Below are 17028 nucleotides of genomic sequence, written 5' to 3' on the forward strand. Positions count from 1 at the left end.
ATTGTACAGATTAAAGTCACCTTTCCTCAGACAATGTCGCTCTTTGCGGGGACTTTGACCCCGTGGTCTTCAAACCAAACAGGTAACGCGTCAGGTTAAATGGCCTGATGACAAAGAAACAAATGACTAAGCAGATGAACAGCGATGAGCACAACAGGCTGAGAGATTTAGTCGCAATACTTGCATCCCACTGAACGATATAAAATGCAAGGGCAACAATCACGGTTTGATGCACAATATAAAAGGGATAAATCAGTTCATTGGTTATATGCAGCCATTTGGGTGTTTGTTTGCACCACGCACTGGCATAGCCTACTAAGGTCAACAAACCCGTCCATGAAACGAGTGCACTGATAAGCCACCATAGTTGCCAGCGCATATCCAGCGATACATAGTCGCTAATATCAGGCCTGTAGTACCAGGCGTAAAATGCGATAGTGCTTACTATCAACCACTTTAAATTGGTGGCGCGGTTGTCTGCCAGCGCCTGCCAAATCTTAGGGTTTTTCATAAAACACATACCCGCCATAAAGAACAGTAAAAAGAACAGCGACACAGACAGGTTAAATAAGCTGGTATCTTGCGAGCGCATCACGCTTTTGAGGCACAGCCGTATCCCTATGACCACTAAGCCCAGCAACAGCAAGCCGTGTTTTCGCACCGCAATGTGTTCCATAGCCCGAAGTAATGCACTCCCTGATGACGTGCCGAGCATCAGGTTGATAGGTACAGCCAGTAGCATAAAGATAAAAAGAAACTCCACAAACCAGAGGTGGTTTGCATTAAAGGAAAATATCAGGCTGCGATATGCTTGTACCAAATTTTGATATTCATGGATGTTTTCAAAATAATTCTGTGGGGGCACCACAATCATCATCGCGAAGATGAGCGGGATAAACAAACGATGCAGTTTGGTGGCCAGGAATGCGCTTGCAGATACTTTATGGAGTAATAATACCGACCCGGCGCCCGCAATGAAAAATAATGTGTGAAGCCTGACCTGCTCAAAGTAAACCATAATATCATCGAGTACTTTACTCGACTCTCGGTTCATGACGTGCCAGCCATCTCCGTTAAACGGCATAAATACATGGTGCAGGAATACTGCAAAAATTAACATGACTCTGAGCCAATCTAGTTCAGAATACCTGGATTTATACATGCTGGCCAAACCTCCCTGGCATATTTGGTACAGTTTAAAGCTGAATAATGGTCCGTGGTTTCAAACAAAGAGACAAGTCCATCAGGAATGATGATACTTGTTCTGAGGAGCTCTAAACAGGGTAACGCTCAGAGTACCTATTTTCAAACACTACCTCATTCATGGGCACAGGTGCTGTAAAATTATGTAATGTATCCCACACTAAAGTTGCGAACTAATCTGACTGTCATATAGTTCTGGAGTATGCTCCGCTGCGTTGCTAAGCTCAGAAAGTCCCCCTGACAGCAACCTAAAGCACTCGCTGTGCGGTTTGACGAAAGCATATGCATTGCAATCACGCTTTTAATCTCTTTAACAGTTGGTACAGATTCGCGCTGGGTGCTGGGGCTAAAATTCCAAAATACGTTTGAGCATACTTTGCTTGGATTTACAGATGAGCCATAGCTCGTGGCGCAATTGAAACCCTAGCTTCAAGTCCTGCTCTGAGGCACCAGTGAAGGCCAAACAGTCATTAATACTGCTCATGCCGCCATAGGCTCCAAGCGAGTGATAAATACTTTTTTGGGGCTGGCCTTTACTCAAAAACTCCGCAGATATTTTAAAATAATTCGCCCAGTGCAGCTCATCATGGGAGTGCAGTAAATCAATCATACGTTCTAACTTAATCTGATATTCGCCGTAGTCATGTTCCATATTCAGGCCATATGCACAGAGATTCATCAAAGTAAAAACCTACCACTAAAAAGTGTATTGCTCAATTGAGTTTGTCTCGCCTGTTTCGGGTCCGCATACCAACACTAGATCTAAAGGGGAGAAACAGAGCACACCCATAGTTATATGTTTCCAACCCCTACCTGCTCAGAGATCTAATGAGCAGATTCTTTCGTATAACTCTGCGACCTGTCAACTGGCTGTGAGGTAGATATGAAACAGCTTGCACTCAGAATATACGATTTCTACAAGTATATTTTCGACTCAACCAGAAACCCGCTTCGGCATATACCCGACCCTGTCAGTCGCTTCCACATAATGACCGTTCTCGCCTGCCTGTGGAGCTTTGCTTTTGCTACCTATATAGGCAGTATGATCGTATTTGGGATCAGCCTGGCTGCACACATTGTTCTTTTTCTGATGTTTTTCTTTACCATTGCGGTATTTTATGACGCAGAAAAAAACAAATCCTCCTGGTTAATGAAGTTGCGCAGGGGCAGGCTGAAGTAGAGCCAATTAACTCGCATAGGCTCAGTGGAGCAGACTCAACTGCTCACTGAGCGCGTGCCAGATTCTAAGCGGGTTATTAGCTCATCCCATTGTCTAGTATTGCGGTGATAAAACCAGCGTAACACAAAAGCGGTGTGCGTCGTGGCGAATGCTCAACTGCCAGCCAAGTTCGTCACATAGTTTTTGCGCCAGGTCCAGACCTAAGCCGTAGCCCGCAGTATTGTGGAGCGCGCTGTGCTCTGCGGGTGGCTCTGAGCCTATGTATTCGTGGTTTTCAATTTCCAGTATATGCTGAGTCTGGTGGATAGAAATGGCACCCTGATGGGTATGCTGAATGGCATTTCGCAACAGGTTGCCAATGACGATAGTTGCGCCGGAATGAGGCAATTCGCAGCGATAATCGTCGGTTTCAAGCTGTATGTCTATGTGTTTCCCCTGCTTTAGATAAGTCAGGTCCTGCATTAGTGACTCCACCAACCCGGCCAGTTTTACGGTCTTTAAATCTCTCAGAGGTTGTCCCTTGCGACTTAGCCACAGCAGAGTTTCAGTCAGCGCGACCATCGCCTGACTCGCGTGGTCAATGCGCTTTAGTGCCTTGTTGCTTTTTTCACATTGAGCGCAATCAAGGCGTTGTAGTAGTTCTACGCTGCTGCGGATCACGGCAATAGGTGTGCGCAGCTCGTGACTGGCGTAGCTGACAAACGCCTGCTCCCGGTCCAGGCTTTGTTTAACCTGCTGCAGGCTTTGCTGGATCAGTTCCGCCAGGGTTGTGAGTTCGTGGTATCGAAATACCGGGGGCGGCTCGTTGAGCGAGTGATGATCCAGCTCGGCCGCCCATGCGTGCAGCTCTGCCACGGGCCGGGTCACGGTGCGCATCAACATCACCAGGATCGCAGCAAACAAGGCGAGCGTGCCCAGAGCGAATAATATGCCCAATATCTCAGGCCCCTGGAACCAGGCTTTGGGCGGTGTTTTTGGGGCTATAAAATGGTGGGCAACAAACCCCGACTGACCATCCGGCTTTTCAAAGTACATAACAAATCGCGCATCACTGGGGCGGGTGAGTATATTGTCGCGGGTCACGTTTTTATGCAGCGCATTGGTCTCTATTTCCTGACGGGAAAACGCAGTGCGGATCGCATCGGGTAAATCCTGCCACTGACTGGCCACCACAAAATTGTGTGCTTTGACAGGTTGGCCGGGCTGTGGATGATGGGCCTGGGCGACATTCAGCATAGTGCCTTTCATCATGTCATCGAGCCCGGTAAAAAAGCTGTTGGTCCAGAGCACCGACAACAAACTGATGACCAAAGTGGCCAGCACCAGCAATGCGGCGAGAATATAGCGACGCAGGCTCATATGTATGGGAGCCATTAATTCTCCTCCTGAAGACAGTGCAGTTTAAAGCCTTGCCTGGGAATGGCATCAACTGTGATATGAGTTGTGTACATCGCCAACGCTTTGCGCAGGTGGTGAATATGCACTTTAAGCGCATTACTGTCCGGTTGTTCATCGCCCCAGATAGCCTGTAACAGCACCTGCCGGGTAACTAGATTAGGATGGGCGCGAAGCAGGGTTTCGAGTATTACCATGCCGGTCGGGCTAAGCTTAAGTCGGCTGCCATGATACGTGGCGTCACGGCCATCTATATCCAGGCGTAACCCGGCCAGTTCCAGCCGTTTTATTTCGCCACTTTTACGCTTGGCCAGGGTTTTTACCCTGACCACCAGCTCCGCCATGGCAAAAGGTTTCACGAGATAGTCATCGCAGCCGGTGGCAAAACCTGCCAGTTTATCTTCAAGCTGATCCCGAGCGGTGAGCATGATCACTGAGGTATCGTCGCCTTCGTCGCGCAGTGCCTGACAGATCTGCAGGCCATCCATACGTGGCAGATTCAAATCCAGAATGATCACCTGATAGTGGTTATCGCGGATCAGGTTGAGTGCGGCGACCCCGTTGGCTGCGTGGTCGCAGATGATGTTTTCCAGCTCAAAGTAATCAATGATGTTACCGGCCAGTGCCAGGTCATCCTCAACTAAAATGACGTTGATCATGGGGGACATGCTCCATACGAATGCGGTTGAATCGGCTCATCAGGTTAGCAATATCGTGGCTGATCAGCAGTAATACAGGAATTAAAAACAAGGTGATGGCAGTGGCAAACAAGATGCCATAGCCCAGCGATGCCGCGGCGGGGATCAGAAACTGTGCCTGCTGAGAGGTCTCACCCAGAATAGGATACAGTCCGGCAAAGGTGGTCAGTGACGTCAGCAGTATTGCGCGCAGGCGACCCGTGCAGGCTTCAAGTAGCGCATTTTGCATGGTTTTCCCCTCATTGCGATAGCGATTAAACTGGCTGACAAGCAGCAGGCTGTCGTTGATCACCACGCCACTGAGCGCCAGTATGCCATTTAAGGATAGAATACTGAGCGTTAAACCTAAGCCCCAGTGTCCTAAAATCGCGCCTACGAAACCAAATGGGATCACCGACATGATGATCAGCGGCTGCCAGTAGGACTTTAGTGGGATAGCCAGCAGCGCATAGATGGCCAGCAGCGCCAGCAGGTAAGCCGAGCTCATGGAGTCGGTGGCTTCTTTTTGGTGCTCGGCTTCTCCGGCAAAGTGCAGCGTCAGATCCGGGTACTGAGCACGTAGCTCAGGGACCACGCTTTGTTCCAGTTTGGCCACTAATTCAGTGGGGGTCAGCTTGGTTTTATTCACCGCAGCGGACACGGTAACCGCTCTGATGCCGTTGATACGGGTAATGGACTGTACTTCGCTGGTGTAGATTATTTTAGCAACGTTGCCCAGCGGCACGGTTCGCCCGTCCGGGGCACGCACCCGGGCTGCAAGCACATCCCCTTGTTCGCTGCGCTCATCCAGCGGATAGCGAACCCTTACTTTTACTTCGTCCTTATTGCGCATATAGCGTTGTACCACTTCTCCGCCAAATGCTTGCAACAGCTGGCGTGCCAGTAGCTGAGTGGTAAAGCCGCGCATTTCGCCCTCTTCGGTCACTTCAAAACGCATCGTCGCTTCGCCCGGAGCCAGCGAGCTGTCGATGCTGTGTACGCCACTGATATCGCGCAGCGTCTGCTGCAAGGTCGCTTCGGCGGCCTCTAACGTTTCGTCGCTGGTACTTTGTAGCTCCACCTTAAAGTTGGAAACACGCGCCAGTTGCGCCTGAATGTGTAAGGTTTTACTGGCCTCCGGGGTGCCTGCGATGGCGCGCCAGCGTTTCGCCAGTTCGCTCAGGGTGTAGGGCTGGGTGCCGGCCAGCTCCACATTGAGTGTGCCGCTCTGATCGCCCGTGGCGCTGACCGACACGCTGGCGATGTGGCTGATGTTTTGCTCGTCCAGCAATTGCTGCTCGGCCTGATATAGCTGGGCCTCCAGCTGATCCAGGTTGCGGGCTGTCTGGCCAAAACTGGCGTCGTTATAAAGTGTCATGGTGGCGGTGATGGTATCCGCTGGCAGTCCGGGGAAAAAGCCCACTCTGACCATGCCCTGGGTGATCAGGCTGATGGCCAGAAAAAACAGTGCAACAAAGCCCATCAGTGCGGCGTAGCGAAAGTGCATTACGCGTTCCAGTGCCGGCTTGTACAGGCGCTGATTAAAGCCAGTCAGTAAACCGTCTGCCTTTTGTTGCACGCGATGCCATAGCAGCGCGATACGGTTTGGCTGTTGCTGAGGTTTTTGTCGGGTGCGAATGTGCGCCAGGTGCGCCGGTAAGATCAGTTTAGATTCCACCACAGACAGTAATAAACATAAGGTGACCACAGTGCCAAACTGCGCATACAAAACGCCCAGCCCGCCGGAGATATTGGCCAGAGCCGCAAAGGCCGCAACGGTTGTTAATACGCCAAACAGAGTAGGAACCGCGACCAGATGGGTGCCTTTGATGGTGTTACTGAGGGTGTCGCCAAAGCGTTTTCGGGTGGTGTAAATACTTTCACCCACTACCACGGCATCGTCCACGACTATGCCCAGCGCCATAATAAAGCCAAAGGTGGTCATTTCGTTGAGGGTCATGCCCGTGTAGGGCTCAGTCATAAAATACAGGCTGCCAAAGAACACAAAAGGCAGGCCCGCAGCAACCCAAAAAGCCACTTTCAGGTTTAAAAATAGCGCCAGAACCATAAACACCAGGGCAATACCGCTCAGTGCATTCAGGCTTAGCAGGCTCAGGCGCTCGGTGATCAGTTTAGAATTGTCGTACCAGGTGATAAGCGAAGCGCCTTCAGGCAGCTTGCTTTGCCATTTGGCCACCACGGCTTTGGCCTGTGCCACGCTTTTACTCATATCGCCGTATTCATCCATCACTATGGTAATACCGTAGGTGGGATGACCGTTAAACCGGGCCAGATGAAAGCTGTTGTCGGCAAAGGTGTCTTGTAATGTGGCAACGTCACTGAGTCGAATGCTTTTGCCCGCAGCTGTGGTCGCGACCACAATCGAAGCAAAGTCGCTGGCATAAAGCGCCTGCTCGGCGGCTTTGAGGCGCAATACTTTATCCGGGTTACGCAGGCTGGTGGTCAGTGCCGTACCGGAATACTGATTAATGGCCTCGGCCACGTCGCTGAAACTGAGCTGATAGGCTTGCAGGCGCGCCTCGTCGATTTCAATAGCCACCAGCGGATCGCGGTGATCGTTTTGGTTGAGTGTGGCGATATTGGGCTGAGCCAGTAAGTCGTCGGCAAGCTGGCTGCCGAGGGTTTGCAGTGTCTGAGTCGACAGCTCGCCAAACAGCTGCACCCGGATCACTTCTTGCTCCCGCTGAGCCGTGGTGATCACGGGTTTTTCGGCATCTTCTGGCAGGTTGTAGATGGCATCAACCTGGTTTTTAATGTCTCTTTGTAAGGTATCCAGGTCATGTTGCGAGGTTTTTTCTACCAGTACCTGCACACTGCTGGCGCTGGCCGTGGTGGTAACGCGTTTGATCCCTTTGACGGATTCCAGGGCATTTTCTATGGCGATTGCAATACCCTGCTCGGCCTGGGCGGCACTGCCGCTAGGGTAGGCCACGCTGATCTGTACCGTGTCCGGGTCTTGTTGCGGAAAGCCTTCTTTGCGCAGACTACCGGCGCTGCTTAGCCCCAGCAGGATCACCGCCAGCATAAGCAGGTTAGCTGCGACCGGGTTTTTGGCAAACCAGGCAATAATTGAAAAACGTTCAGTCATGGGCGCGCTCCTCTGTCACTGGGGTGACCTTCATGCCATCCAGATAGGCGCTGAGCGGGCGCAGCACGATATTGGCCTGGTGCATGCCTTTGCGAGCCTTGATATAAACGGCGCCGTGCTGGCGAAACTGGATCTGCGGGGTAAAGTGCGCCAGACGATTTTCCTCATCGACATACCAGATATGATTTTGCTGCGACAAGGCTGACGCGGGAATGCGCCACAGGTCGTTTTGCTCCACGCCCTGAATGTGCACCTCAACATAGCTGCCAAAGTACAGCGGTTGAGCCTGATCTAAGGGGTTGTCTACGCTGACAATGGCCAGGCGCTGGCGCGACTGAGGGTCAATATGCTGGCTCAGACGCGTCACTTGGCCGTGCCATTGTGTGTCTGCGGTATCGCTTGTGGCATCGTTGAGAGTAACCGACCAGCCGCCATCGGGCATCGCCTGAGTGGGCAGGTGCTGCCATTGCTCGGCGCTAAGCTCAACGGATACTTCTGCCTGGGCTGTGCTGTAAAGTGTGGCAATGGGGCTGCCCGGTTGCACATAACTGCCAAGCTGTATCGAGCGTGTGACTATAGTGGCATCAAAGGGCAGGGTAAACTGGCTGGCGGCCAGGTTATATCGGGCACTCTCTAGTTCCGCTTTCGCTAAACTTAGCTGCGTGGCCACCACGTCTTGCTGCGGCGCACGTAAAGAAGACAAGACCCCATTACTGTCGGTGCTGGCCAGCTGGCGCCACTGCGCCTTGTTTGGCGAGCTCTGTAGCTTTTCTTCTTCCGCATCCAGTCTGGCTTGTGCCAGTGATACTTCGGCACTGGCCAGCGCCTGTTGCAGCTGGGTGTCGTCTATGCGTGCCAGTACCGTCCCGGACGACAGGCGTGCCCCTTGCTTAAAGTCTGGGTGTAGCTGAGTCACCCGGCCGCCCACCTCGCTACTGAGCGTCAGTGCGTGAGTGGCCTTGACCGTGCCATGCGCGGTAATGACCCGAGTATAACTGGCCGCCTGCACGGTCGTGACCGTAACCTGAGGCAGGCTCAGGGCTGCACTCGTTTGTTGGCGTTGCTCAGAGCCAGGCTGAGGCTGGGCCTGTGCTTCGGCACCACCCAGAGAGGGAATAGCAAAGACAATAGCAGCACACAGGCCACAAAAAGCCAGCTGGGTAATGAGTAAACGGTTGTTGAGTAACGTCATGATGAATTCTCTGAATAAGCACTTGGGTTTGCCCGCTGAATTGTCGAGCGAGTAAAAAGTAACCGCCAGTCTAAAGAGTGTACGGTTAAAGGCGGGTTAAAGAGATTGTCGGTTACTGCAAGTCTTTGATTAAACTGTGAAGAAGAAAAAAGCCGCAGGTAGGACTACGGCTTTGGGGTTGATATCACGGCTGATACCAATGCACTTAATTAAGTAACCAATCTTGTGGCGAGAAAATCTCGTCGATAACAAGGCAAAAATTTTGTTGTTTAGTTGCTCTAAATGAGAAATTTTTAACACGGTTAGCGACAGATTTAATCCCTCCAGTTGGTTATGTATTAATGTGAATTGGTATTCGATATCTACTGGGCAAAACAGAGCGAGGACTCTAGTTTGGCTTGCGGTTCTGTTTATGATCTTTTGGGTGATCAGGGCGAATGAGGTCGGCCTGAATACTCACGCCCTCATTCTGGCCATCACCTGAGAGCAAAAAGTAATACCAGCCGGGGGCTGCACCGTCGATGCGCAGAAACTCTGTGTTATCTGCTGAACGTGAGGCAAAGGTATACATGCTGGTGCTGGGCCAGAACGTGCTAACAAACAGGTCGCTGTTGCCGGCGCCGTGTCGGGTGCGAATTTCCAGCGTGCTACCCGGCTCAGTCACTTTGACAAAAAAGTAACTATCACCAGAGGATGCACATTGGGCGCGGCCAGGCATAAGCTCAGCATAGCCACTGGGCAGGCCTTGCTCACACGCATTAGCGATATCGCGGGGTTGTTCACCCGGCTCACGCAGCGCGCTGTCGATACCCGCTGCAATTGTCAGTCCTTCATAGCCCTGCGGATCCAACACAGAAACAAAGTGGCGGCCCCGATTGACGGTCACTTTCAGCACCTGCTCGGTGCCTGTGCCGCGCGATATTGCCTGAGCATTGGCCGTACTGGCCCATTGGTCGGCGTTGTAAAAGAGGCGAGGGCGTCCTGCGCCACCACGGCTGCTGAAATACAGGGTGGTGTTATCCTGTGCGACATCCACATAAAAATAATGGGCTTTGCCCGAAATACACTCACCCTGCGCCAGCAACAAGCGGCTGCCCGTTACCGCCGTATCGCCCTGACGGCAGTCTGCGGGCAGATATAAGGGCACACCCTGATAGTTTTTGGCAAACAGTTGCAGGCCATCCGGATCGCCTTCCTGTGGTTGCGGCAGCCAGGCCATGAGGCACTCAGCTTGCTTTACACATGGATCGGTCAGGGCCTTCATAAAGTTGACCAGATCCGCTTTTTCCTGAGTGCTCAGCTCCAGTTTACGCAGTACCGGGGCACCATCGGCAATTTCATCGTCAATGATTTTAGCGGCGGCATCGGTGTGCTGTCGGGTGTCGGGGAATAAGTCGACACAATTTTCTATGTCTTTGAATTGGGACTGTCTGCACCAGCCTTGGTTGTCTATGTAGTCATCTAATATCGCATGGTAATCATCGTAATGCTCGACCACTTCCTCCAGCGTATCGTAGCTGCCCGCATGCCCATACGGGCCGGTGACCTCGACGTTCAGCAAGGTCGTGGAGCGAAAGCTATAAATGTCATCCAGGCTTTGGTTGCGCAGCATACGGCCGCGATCATTGCTTTCATCGCCTGGCTCACCAGTGCCAGGCCCAATCTGTGGAAAGGCCAGACGGTGGTGGTTGGTGCCTTTGGTTTGACTAAAGCTGTCAGTGTTGTGACAGCCAATGCACTGGGTGGGCAAGAAATCAGGCTCACTACCGCCATCTGATGGTGGGGGAGGCATGTAAAGATACAGGTAGGCCCCGCGTTTTTCGGATTCACTCAGCGCGTTTTTATCGCCCTGAACGTAGCGGTTCCAGGGGTTGTCGGTAAAGTTCATCGACTGCTGATAGGCCGCCAGTGCACGGGTGATATTATCAAAAGTAACGATTTCTTCGGCGCTTTTATCGCCATAGACCGCGGCAAAATAATCCCGCCACTGGTTGCGAAACAGCTCGCCCTGGGCGCTGCCATAGTTGCCGATACGTGCTGCCAGATGGGCCCTGACGGCTTCATTGGGCGCGCCTTTCATAAACTCAAAGCCCTGCATTTCTGAGGGGGTAACGACCGGAAAGCGCGCTTGCGCCGCCAACAAAGAGTCACCCGCATTGGGATCGGCTTCACCATGAGGTACATCCGGCGTGCTGATCCCCTGCTCGGGATTCAGCCAGTCCAGAAACTCTACCCGGGCATCACGAAACAAACTGCGTTTATGCACCCAGGCATTGAAAATACTGGGCGAGTTGCGTGGTACATAAAATTGCCCTGTGGTGGTTTTACGGCCCGGCCCGAGTACATCCGGGTCTTGCGCAAGTGTGCCCACGGGCAGGGACAGACCATCACCGCCGCCCAGATAGGGGTGGTGACAGCTGGCGCAGGCGACTTGCTTATCGCCACTGAGCGCTTTGCTAAAAAACAGCAGCTTACCCAGTTTGACTTCGGGGTCATCGACGCCGGGTAAGTTAAAGCCGTTATCTGGTTTGCCTGTCAGGCCATGCTGAGCAATGAGCTCAGTGAGCGCCTGATCTAAGTCATCAGGGATGGGCAGCGCGTGTGCGTTAAACGCGCTGCCCACTAAAAGTGCAATGGCACTCGTTTTAACCTTTCTCATGTTGATCTTCCTTTCACTACAGTTGCTTTAGTACGGACGGGCCGGCTCAGAGGTTAAGCTAACGTGTTCTGGGTTAAATAAAGGTTAAAGTTGATATGGGTAGAAATATTCCCAATTAGGGAATAATGCGCTTTAGAAAACGGAGTGATCAAAGTATGAGCTATTTTTATAAATGTTTTTTAATGAATGATTGTTTATTAATCTGGGTTTGATTTAAATAAATATTTCATCTATTTCGGCTTTTTGCGACTATAAAAACCTGATACTGTGTTCGCGAAATATGTAACTAACCAAAGGAAATTAAAATGTTACTTAAACTAAGCAAAAAGACCGTTAAAAACCTTAACACCACTTCTGCTAAACTTAACCCACAGCAAACTCCGCAGGTTGCTGGTGGTACTAACCTGGACACACTTATGTGTCTGAAAACCATGCAGTGCCCGCAAACCTGGCAGTGCGCTTAATTGCTATTGTATGACCTGAACAGGCGCCCGAGTGGGTAACCTGATAAGGTGATATTTTTAGTTTCTTGCTAGACAATGTTGTTGATCGTAGGCCAGTTTACTGGCCTGCTTTGTGATGAACTTCTGGTTTAATTTCAGTATTGGAGCTTTAGCTTGGGTCTGTCAGCTATTTTTCCGTTCTGGCAATAAAATCGTTCATTACTATTTTCTTGAATCTAATACTACGCGTCACGTTAATACATGAGCGGATACTTCGTATGGTACTGTAGGAAGTAATCGGATGTTGGTGTGTTTTGGTTATAAGTGCAAACAGGTCAATTGCTATGTAAATCGAATTTGTCCAGACGTGGTTTTTTGTTTATACACGATACCAGTTCTATGGTTGTATCCAATCCAGATAGCAATGTGCTGACTGAAATGCTAGGTGAAACGAAGCTCTGAACTAAGCTAGTTCTAACGCTCAAGTATATCGATTTGTTCTTTCTGACCATTATTCAATGGGTTTAACGTCGTTGAAGTTCAGGTACTCTTGTATATTTTTGCCGTTCATCTCAAAAAATCGTGTATTTGCTTGCATATTTATGGAATGAGCTTGGTTCAGTAGATGCTGGGTGTGCTTATTGAGTTGCTCAATTTTAATATGATCATCATCGTTATTTTGCACTAGTTGCAAAACAGCGATATCCCACCGCCTAATTTCAGCGCCGTATGCGTATTCGGCCGATCTATATTGCCCCCATGCTTCCCCCCAGTTAAAGAATGCAGAAAAGCTTGTGCCAATCGCGACAGATAAAGACGCTATGGTTACTAACACTTCTTTATGTTTGAATGTAGCGCGAGAGAGTACTGGAATAGCAATACTCAGGACAATGACCACAGCTCCAAAAACACGATAAAACAGTCGCTCAGTATCTGCTTCCTGTTGAAACCAGTGATATTCTGCGACAACAGCTTCCCTATATTTTACACTATCGCAAAGCGCTCGGTCTAAACTCTCTGAACTTTCTTCTTTGCAGTGGTTCTGGAAGGTTGCATTGATATCTCGTTTGTCATTATTGCAACCCAATAATAAAAGTGACAGCAGAATAACCCATACAGTTTTCATCGTTTCTCCAAACTAAGCCCTGTCTTTTTCATTTTACTCAAAAAATATAGCGCTCAGTACAATTGAATTAGCTCAAAGCGCAGAGAACATCTAGATAAGTGGTAGAGCAATAATTAGACTGGAAAGTTAACAGCTTGTGGTGCTGTTAGCAAGCTACTCAAAAAGTTAGTTTTATCAAACATAAGCGCAGGCGACTGATTTAAGGTGCACCTTCAACTGCTTTGTCAGATTCTATATGGAACTTGGTGCCACACCGGCTCCGAAAAGCTCTGCTGATGCGCCTCAGGTCGGAGGTTTTTAATGTTGGGCATTGTGTTCTATTGGCTGGCTTTTCTTACGATTGCACAATATGAATGATAGTACTATTCCTATTTCAATGTAGTGAAGTAGCGCGGCGACATTATCCCGAATGTAGAGTTTGATAATAGCATTGTCGAGCACGGAGTATTTGTATAGCAGCACTTCTATGTAAGTAACCAGATTCACAAAAATAGCCACAATAAATACGCAAATGAGTATATTCTCTCGTAGCGAAAAGCCTCTAATCCGCGCGGTAATTAGAAAATACCGAACGCCTGTTTTTTGATAAAGCCAGTTAGCAAGCTGAGTACGAAAGATCATCGGTATTAGAAATAGCAAGCTCAGAGAAGCACACCAGATATAGAAGTGAGTGTGCCAGGTTAGCACGGTAGAGAGAGTCAGAAAATCTAAGGTTTCGAGTATGCCAATTAGGGCCAGAAACCATCGAGCGCTAACATTGTGCCAGCTGAGAAATACGGCAATAAAAAATGCCGCATAAAGTAAATAGTCGTTGAAATATACGATGTCCATATGGTTTGTTCAGTATCTTGATAGGGAAGAATAAGTTGTTGGCGTACTCAAATAGCGTGCTAACCTACTATCGAAGAACTAGTTTTAACTGAAGTAATAAAGCTTTGCAAGTCAGAGTCTTGCATTATATTGAACAGGGTACGGCTGTACCCTGTTCTCAGGAGTTAGTGCGCTACCACTATCAGGCGAATCGCATCCAGTTTGACCTGTGCTTTGCTAATGTGCTCACTCAGTGCAGTACGTTGTTTATCGAATACCTGAATTTCTTCATCGCGGATATTCGGGTTAACGGCTTTCAGTGCCTGTAAACGAGCTTGTTCGTCACCCAATCGGGTTTCCATCTGTGCCTGCGCCGCTTGTTGCAATTCAGCCATCTGTGCTTTGGCCTGCTCTTCGGCTTTGCTGATCAGCGGGTGAATACCCGACTGCAGAGCATTGGCCAGCTTACTGGCAGTCTGGCGACCAACGGCAGAAAGCTGGTTGTTAAAGGCATCAAAGGCCACATTTTGCGCCAGGTCGTTACCGCTTTTGTCCATCAGTACTCGGATTGGCGTTGGCGGCAGGAAGCGACCAATTTGCAGTGATTTAGGCGCTGAGGTTTCGGCCACAAAGATCAGCTCAACAAAGAAAGTTCCCACTGGCAGCTTGTTGTTTTTCAACAGCGCAACAGAAGCACAGCCAAAGTCGTCATCACAGATCATGTCCATCACGCCTTCAACCATAGGATGGTCCCAGCTGATAAACTGTGCATCTTCCTGTGACAGCGAAGTGCCACGGTCAAAGGTCACGGTAATGCCATCGTCTTTCAGACATGGGAAAGACGGGTTGAGCATATGCTCTGTGGGTTTCAGGATAATGGTGTTTTCACCTTTGTCTTCCTGATTGACACCAAAGATGTCGAATACATTGATCATGTAAGTTGGCAGTACCACGTCGTCGTCCAGGGTTTCGATTTCTTCGACAATCGTGTCTGCTTTACCCATACCGCTTGAGTGCAGCTCCAGCAGGCGGTCACGGCCTTGCTCCATTTTGGCGCGCAGCACAGTGTTTTGCTTGGCGACCTGTTCAAGTAACGGGTCGAGCTCTTCTTCGTCGCAGTTATGCGCTGCTACCAGTTCCAGCAAGTCGTCTGAGAACTCTTTGTACAGTAACTGGCCGGTGGTGCTGGTGGTTTCGAACGCGTCCAGCGCTTCGTCGTACCAGCGCAGTAACACTTCCTGTGCGGTATTTTCGAAGTAAGGCACGTGAATGTTCACATCCTGTTGCTGACCAATGCGGTCAAGGCGACCAATACGCTGCTCCAGCAGATCCGGGTTGAGTGGCAAATCAAACAGCACCAAATGGTGGGCAAACTGGAAGTTACGACCTTCCGAGCCAATCTCTGAACACAGTAGTACCTGGGCAGAGTCATATTCGTCAGCAAAGTAAGCCGCCGCTCGGTCACGTTCTATAATCGACATCCCCTCGTGGAACACCGCCGACTTAATGCCTTCGCGCTCGCGGAGGGTCTGTTCCAGGCTGATGGCGGTTTGCGCTTCGGCACAGATCAGCAATACCTTTTGCTGTTTCAGCTCTTTAAGTTTGTCGATCAGCCAGGCAACGCGCGGGTCGAACTGAGTCCAGCTGGCGCTTTCGCCTTCAAACTCCTGGAAGATTTTTTCCGGGAACAGGGCACGCAGCGCGCTCTTTTCAGCACTCTGAATACCGCCAATGTTACCCATCACAGAAATGGCGGTTTTGTACTGCTTTGGCATGTCTACCGGGCAGGCGTGCAATTTACGGCTTGGGTAGCCGTCGATGCCACTGCGGCTGTTACGGAACAAAATACGGCCCGTACCGTGTCTGTCTAACAGGTTGTTTAGCAGTGTCTGCTTAGCAGTCTCTTCGCCTTGTTCAACCTGACTCAGCAGGTCGCTGATGTCGGTTTCTTTTAACAGCTCACTCAGGGTTGCCTTGGCTTTGTCGTCAAGTTTGCCATCCTGAAGCAGTTTATTGGCGGCATCGGCGACTTCTTTGTAGTGACTTTCTTCTTCTACAAAGGCGTCGTAATCGTAGAATCTGTCCGGGTCAAGCAATTGCAAACGGGCAAAGTGACTGCGGTGACCCAGCTGATCCGGTGTGGCGGTAAGCAAGATAAGGCCGGCAATGTCCTGGCTCAGCTCAGCAATACGCTGATATTCAGTGCTGGGTTTGTCTTTTTCTACCGTCAGGTGGTGGGCTTCATCCACAACCAACAGATCCCAGTCGGCCAGTGTGGCTTGCTCAAACCAGCGGCGTTTCTTAGTGATAAATTCCAGGCTGACCAAAACAAGTTGCTCGGTTTCAAACACGTTTGGCGAATCCGCAAAGGCTTCGTCACAACGGTCTTCATCAAAAATAGAAAAGTGCAGGTTAAAACGGCGTAGCATCTCAACCAGCCACTGGTGTTGCAGGCTTTCTGGCACCACAATCAAAACCCGGCTGGCACGGCCGGTGAGGATCTGCTGATGTAAGATCATGCCCGCTTCGATGGTTTTACCTAAGCCCACTTCGTCCGACAGCAATACACGCGGGGCGAAACGTTTACCCACTTCGTCGGCAATATACAGCTGGTGTGGGATCAGGCTGGCGCGCTGACCTATCAGACCTTTCAAATGAGACTGCTGGCGGCTGAACTGGTGTTGCCAGGTTTGATAGCGCAGGGTGTAGCGGTCGAAGCGGTCAACCTGACCTGCAAACAGGCGATCCTGTGGCTTATTAAACTTAATGAAGTGATCCAGAAAGGTTTCTTTCAGCGTGACGGATTCTTCATTATCTAGGCGTTCGCCGTGGTAACACAGGAGATCGCCTTGCTCTTCGACCTTCTCAACACGCATTTCCCATTCGTCAACACAGCGGATCACATCACCGGGATTAAAAATCACGCGGGTAACCGGGGCTTCCTGCACAGAATATACGCGGTTTTCACCGCTGGCGGGAAACAATATAGTCATCTGGCGACCTTCCAGTGCCACTATGGTGCCCAATCCTAAATCTGATTCAGTATCACTGATCCAGCGCTGACCTAAGGAAAAATTCATGCTTGTCTCATCTCGCGGAAAAAAGGCGGCCATGGTACCGAGAAGCACCGCCTTGTTCAAGGTTGTGAGGCATGGATAAACGTACATAAACTGTGATTTTTTTCACTTTATGCTATTGACCTGAGCCGGCGCAGGAGCTGGGACTATTTGTTGT

12 protein-coding genes are annotated in these 17028 nt (G+C 50.2%); 2 read left to right on the forward strand and 10 right to left on the reverse strand.

Annotated features, from left to right (window positions below; translation table 11 throughout):
• Positions 1–16 precede the first annotated feature (16 nt).
• Both ACXAH1_RS15085 and ACXAH1_RS15090 read right to left on the reverse strand, forming a co-directional pair.
• The gene (locus ACXAH1_RS15085) at positions 17–1162 is read right to left on the reverse strand and encodes an acyltransferase family protein (protein ID WP_475197745.1); all 1146 of its coding nucleotides are present in this window, start codon (positions 1160–1162) and stop codon (positions 17–19) included.
• A gap of 387 nt (positions 1163–1549) precedes the next feature.
• On the reverse strand, positions 1550–1882 hold the full coding sequence (locus ACXAH1_RS15090; protein ID WP_475197842.1) for a DUF6966 domain-containing protein: 333 nt from the start codon (positions 1880–1882) through the stop codon (positions 1550–1552).
• A 204-nt stretch (positions 1883–2086) separates the two neighbouring features.
• On the opposite strand from ACXAH1_RS15090, the gene ACXAH1_RS15095 reads away from it, so the two are divergent.
• Positions 2087–2383, forward strand: coding sequence for a hypothetical protein (locus ACXAH1_RS15095; RefSeq protein ID WP_475197746.1), 297 nt, complete (start codon positions 2087–2089; stop codon positions 2381–2383).
• 93 nt (positions 2384–2476) lie between these two features.
• On the opposite strand, the gene ACXAH1_RS15100 is transcribed toward ACXAH1_RS15095, so the two are convergent.
• From ACXAH1_RS15100 to ACXAH1_RS15120, 5 genes are all read right to left on the reverse strand, one after another.
• Positions 2477–3757 (reverse strand): sensor histidine kinase, encoded by a 1281-nt coding sequence (locus ACXAH1_RS15100; RefSeq protein WP_475197748.1) that lies wholly within the window; start codon positions 3755–3757, stop codon positions 2477–2479.
• Positions 3757–4437, reverse strand: coding sequence for a response regulator transcription factor (locus tag ACXAH1_RS15105; protein ID WP_475197749.1), 681 nt, complete (start codon positions 4435–4437; stop codon positions 3757–3759). The genes ACXAH1_RS15100 and ACXAH1_RS15105 overlap by 1 nt, the downstream gene beginning before the upstream one ends.
• Positions 4415–7564 (reverse strand): efflux RND transporter permease subunit, encoded by a 3150-nt coding sequence (locus ACXAH1_RS15110; RefSeq protein ID WP_475197750.1) that lies wholly within the window; start codon positions 7562–7564, stop codon positions 4415–4417. Before ACXAH1_RS15110 ends, ACXAH1_RS15105 begins: the two co-directional genes overlap by 23 nt.
• The gene (locus tag ACXAH1_RS15115) at positions 7557–8756 is read right to left on the reverse strand and encodes an efflux RND transporter periplasmic adaptor subunit (RefSeq protein WP_475197751.1); all 1200 of its coding nucleotides are present in this window, start codon (positions 8754–8756) and stop codon (positions 7557–7559) included. The genes ACXAH1_RS15110 and ACXAH1_RS15115 overlap by 8 nt, the downstream gene beginning before the upstream one ends.
• A gap of 388 nt (positions 8757–9144) precedes the next feature.
• Positions 9145–11415 (reverse strand): cytochrome c peroxidase, encoded by a 2271-nt coding sequence (locus ACXAH1_RS15120; protein WP_475197752.1) that lies wholly within the window; start codon positions 11413–11415, stop codon positions 9145–9147.
• A gap of 305 nt (positions 11416–11720) precedes the next feature.
• Here ACXAH1_RS15120 and ACXAH1_RS15125 point away from each other — a divergent pair, with 305 nt between their 5' ends.
• Positions 11721–11879, forward strand: coding sequence for a hypothetical protein (locus ACXAH1_RS15125; protein ID WP_235414450.1), 159 nt, complete (start codon positions 11721–11723; stop codon positions 11877–11879).
• A 490-nt stretch (positions 11880–12369) separates the two neighbouring features.
• Here the strand turns inward: ACXAH1_RS15125 and ACXAH1_RS15130 are convergent, their stop codons facing one another.
• From ACXAH1_RS15130 to rapA, 3 genes are all read right to left on the reverse strand, one after another.
• The gene (locus ACXAH1_RS15130) at positions 12370–12984 is read right to left on the reverse strand and encodes a DUF4231 domain-containing protein (protein ID WP_475197753.1); all 615 of its coding nucleotides are present in this window, start codon (positions 12982–12984) and stop codon (positions 12370–12372) included.
• A gap of 297 nt (positions 12985–13281) precedes the next feature.
• On the reverse strand, positions 13282–13815 hold the full coding sequence (locus tag ACXAH1_RS15135; protein ID WP_475197755.1) for a hypothetical protein: 534 nt from the start codon (positions 13813–13815) through the stop codon (positions 13282–13284).
• A 164-nt stretch (positions 13816–13979) separates the two neighbouring features.
• Positions 13980–16874, reverse strand: a complete 2895-nt coding sequence (gene rapA / locus ACXAH1_RS15140; protein ID WP_475197756.1) for an RNA polymerase-associated protein RapA — start codon at positions 16872–16874, stop codon at positions 13980–13982.
• Positions 16875–17028: the final 154 nt, after the last annotated feature.

The organism is Pseudoalteromonas sp. AWH4_217 (genome assembly GCF_056161105.1).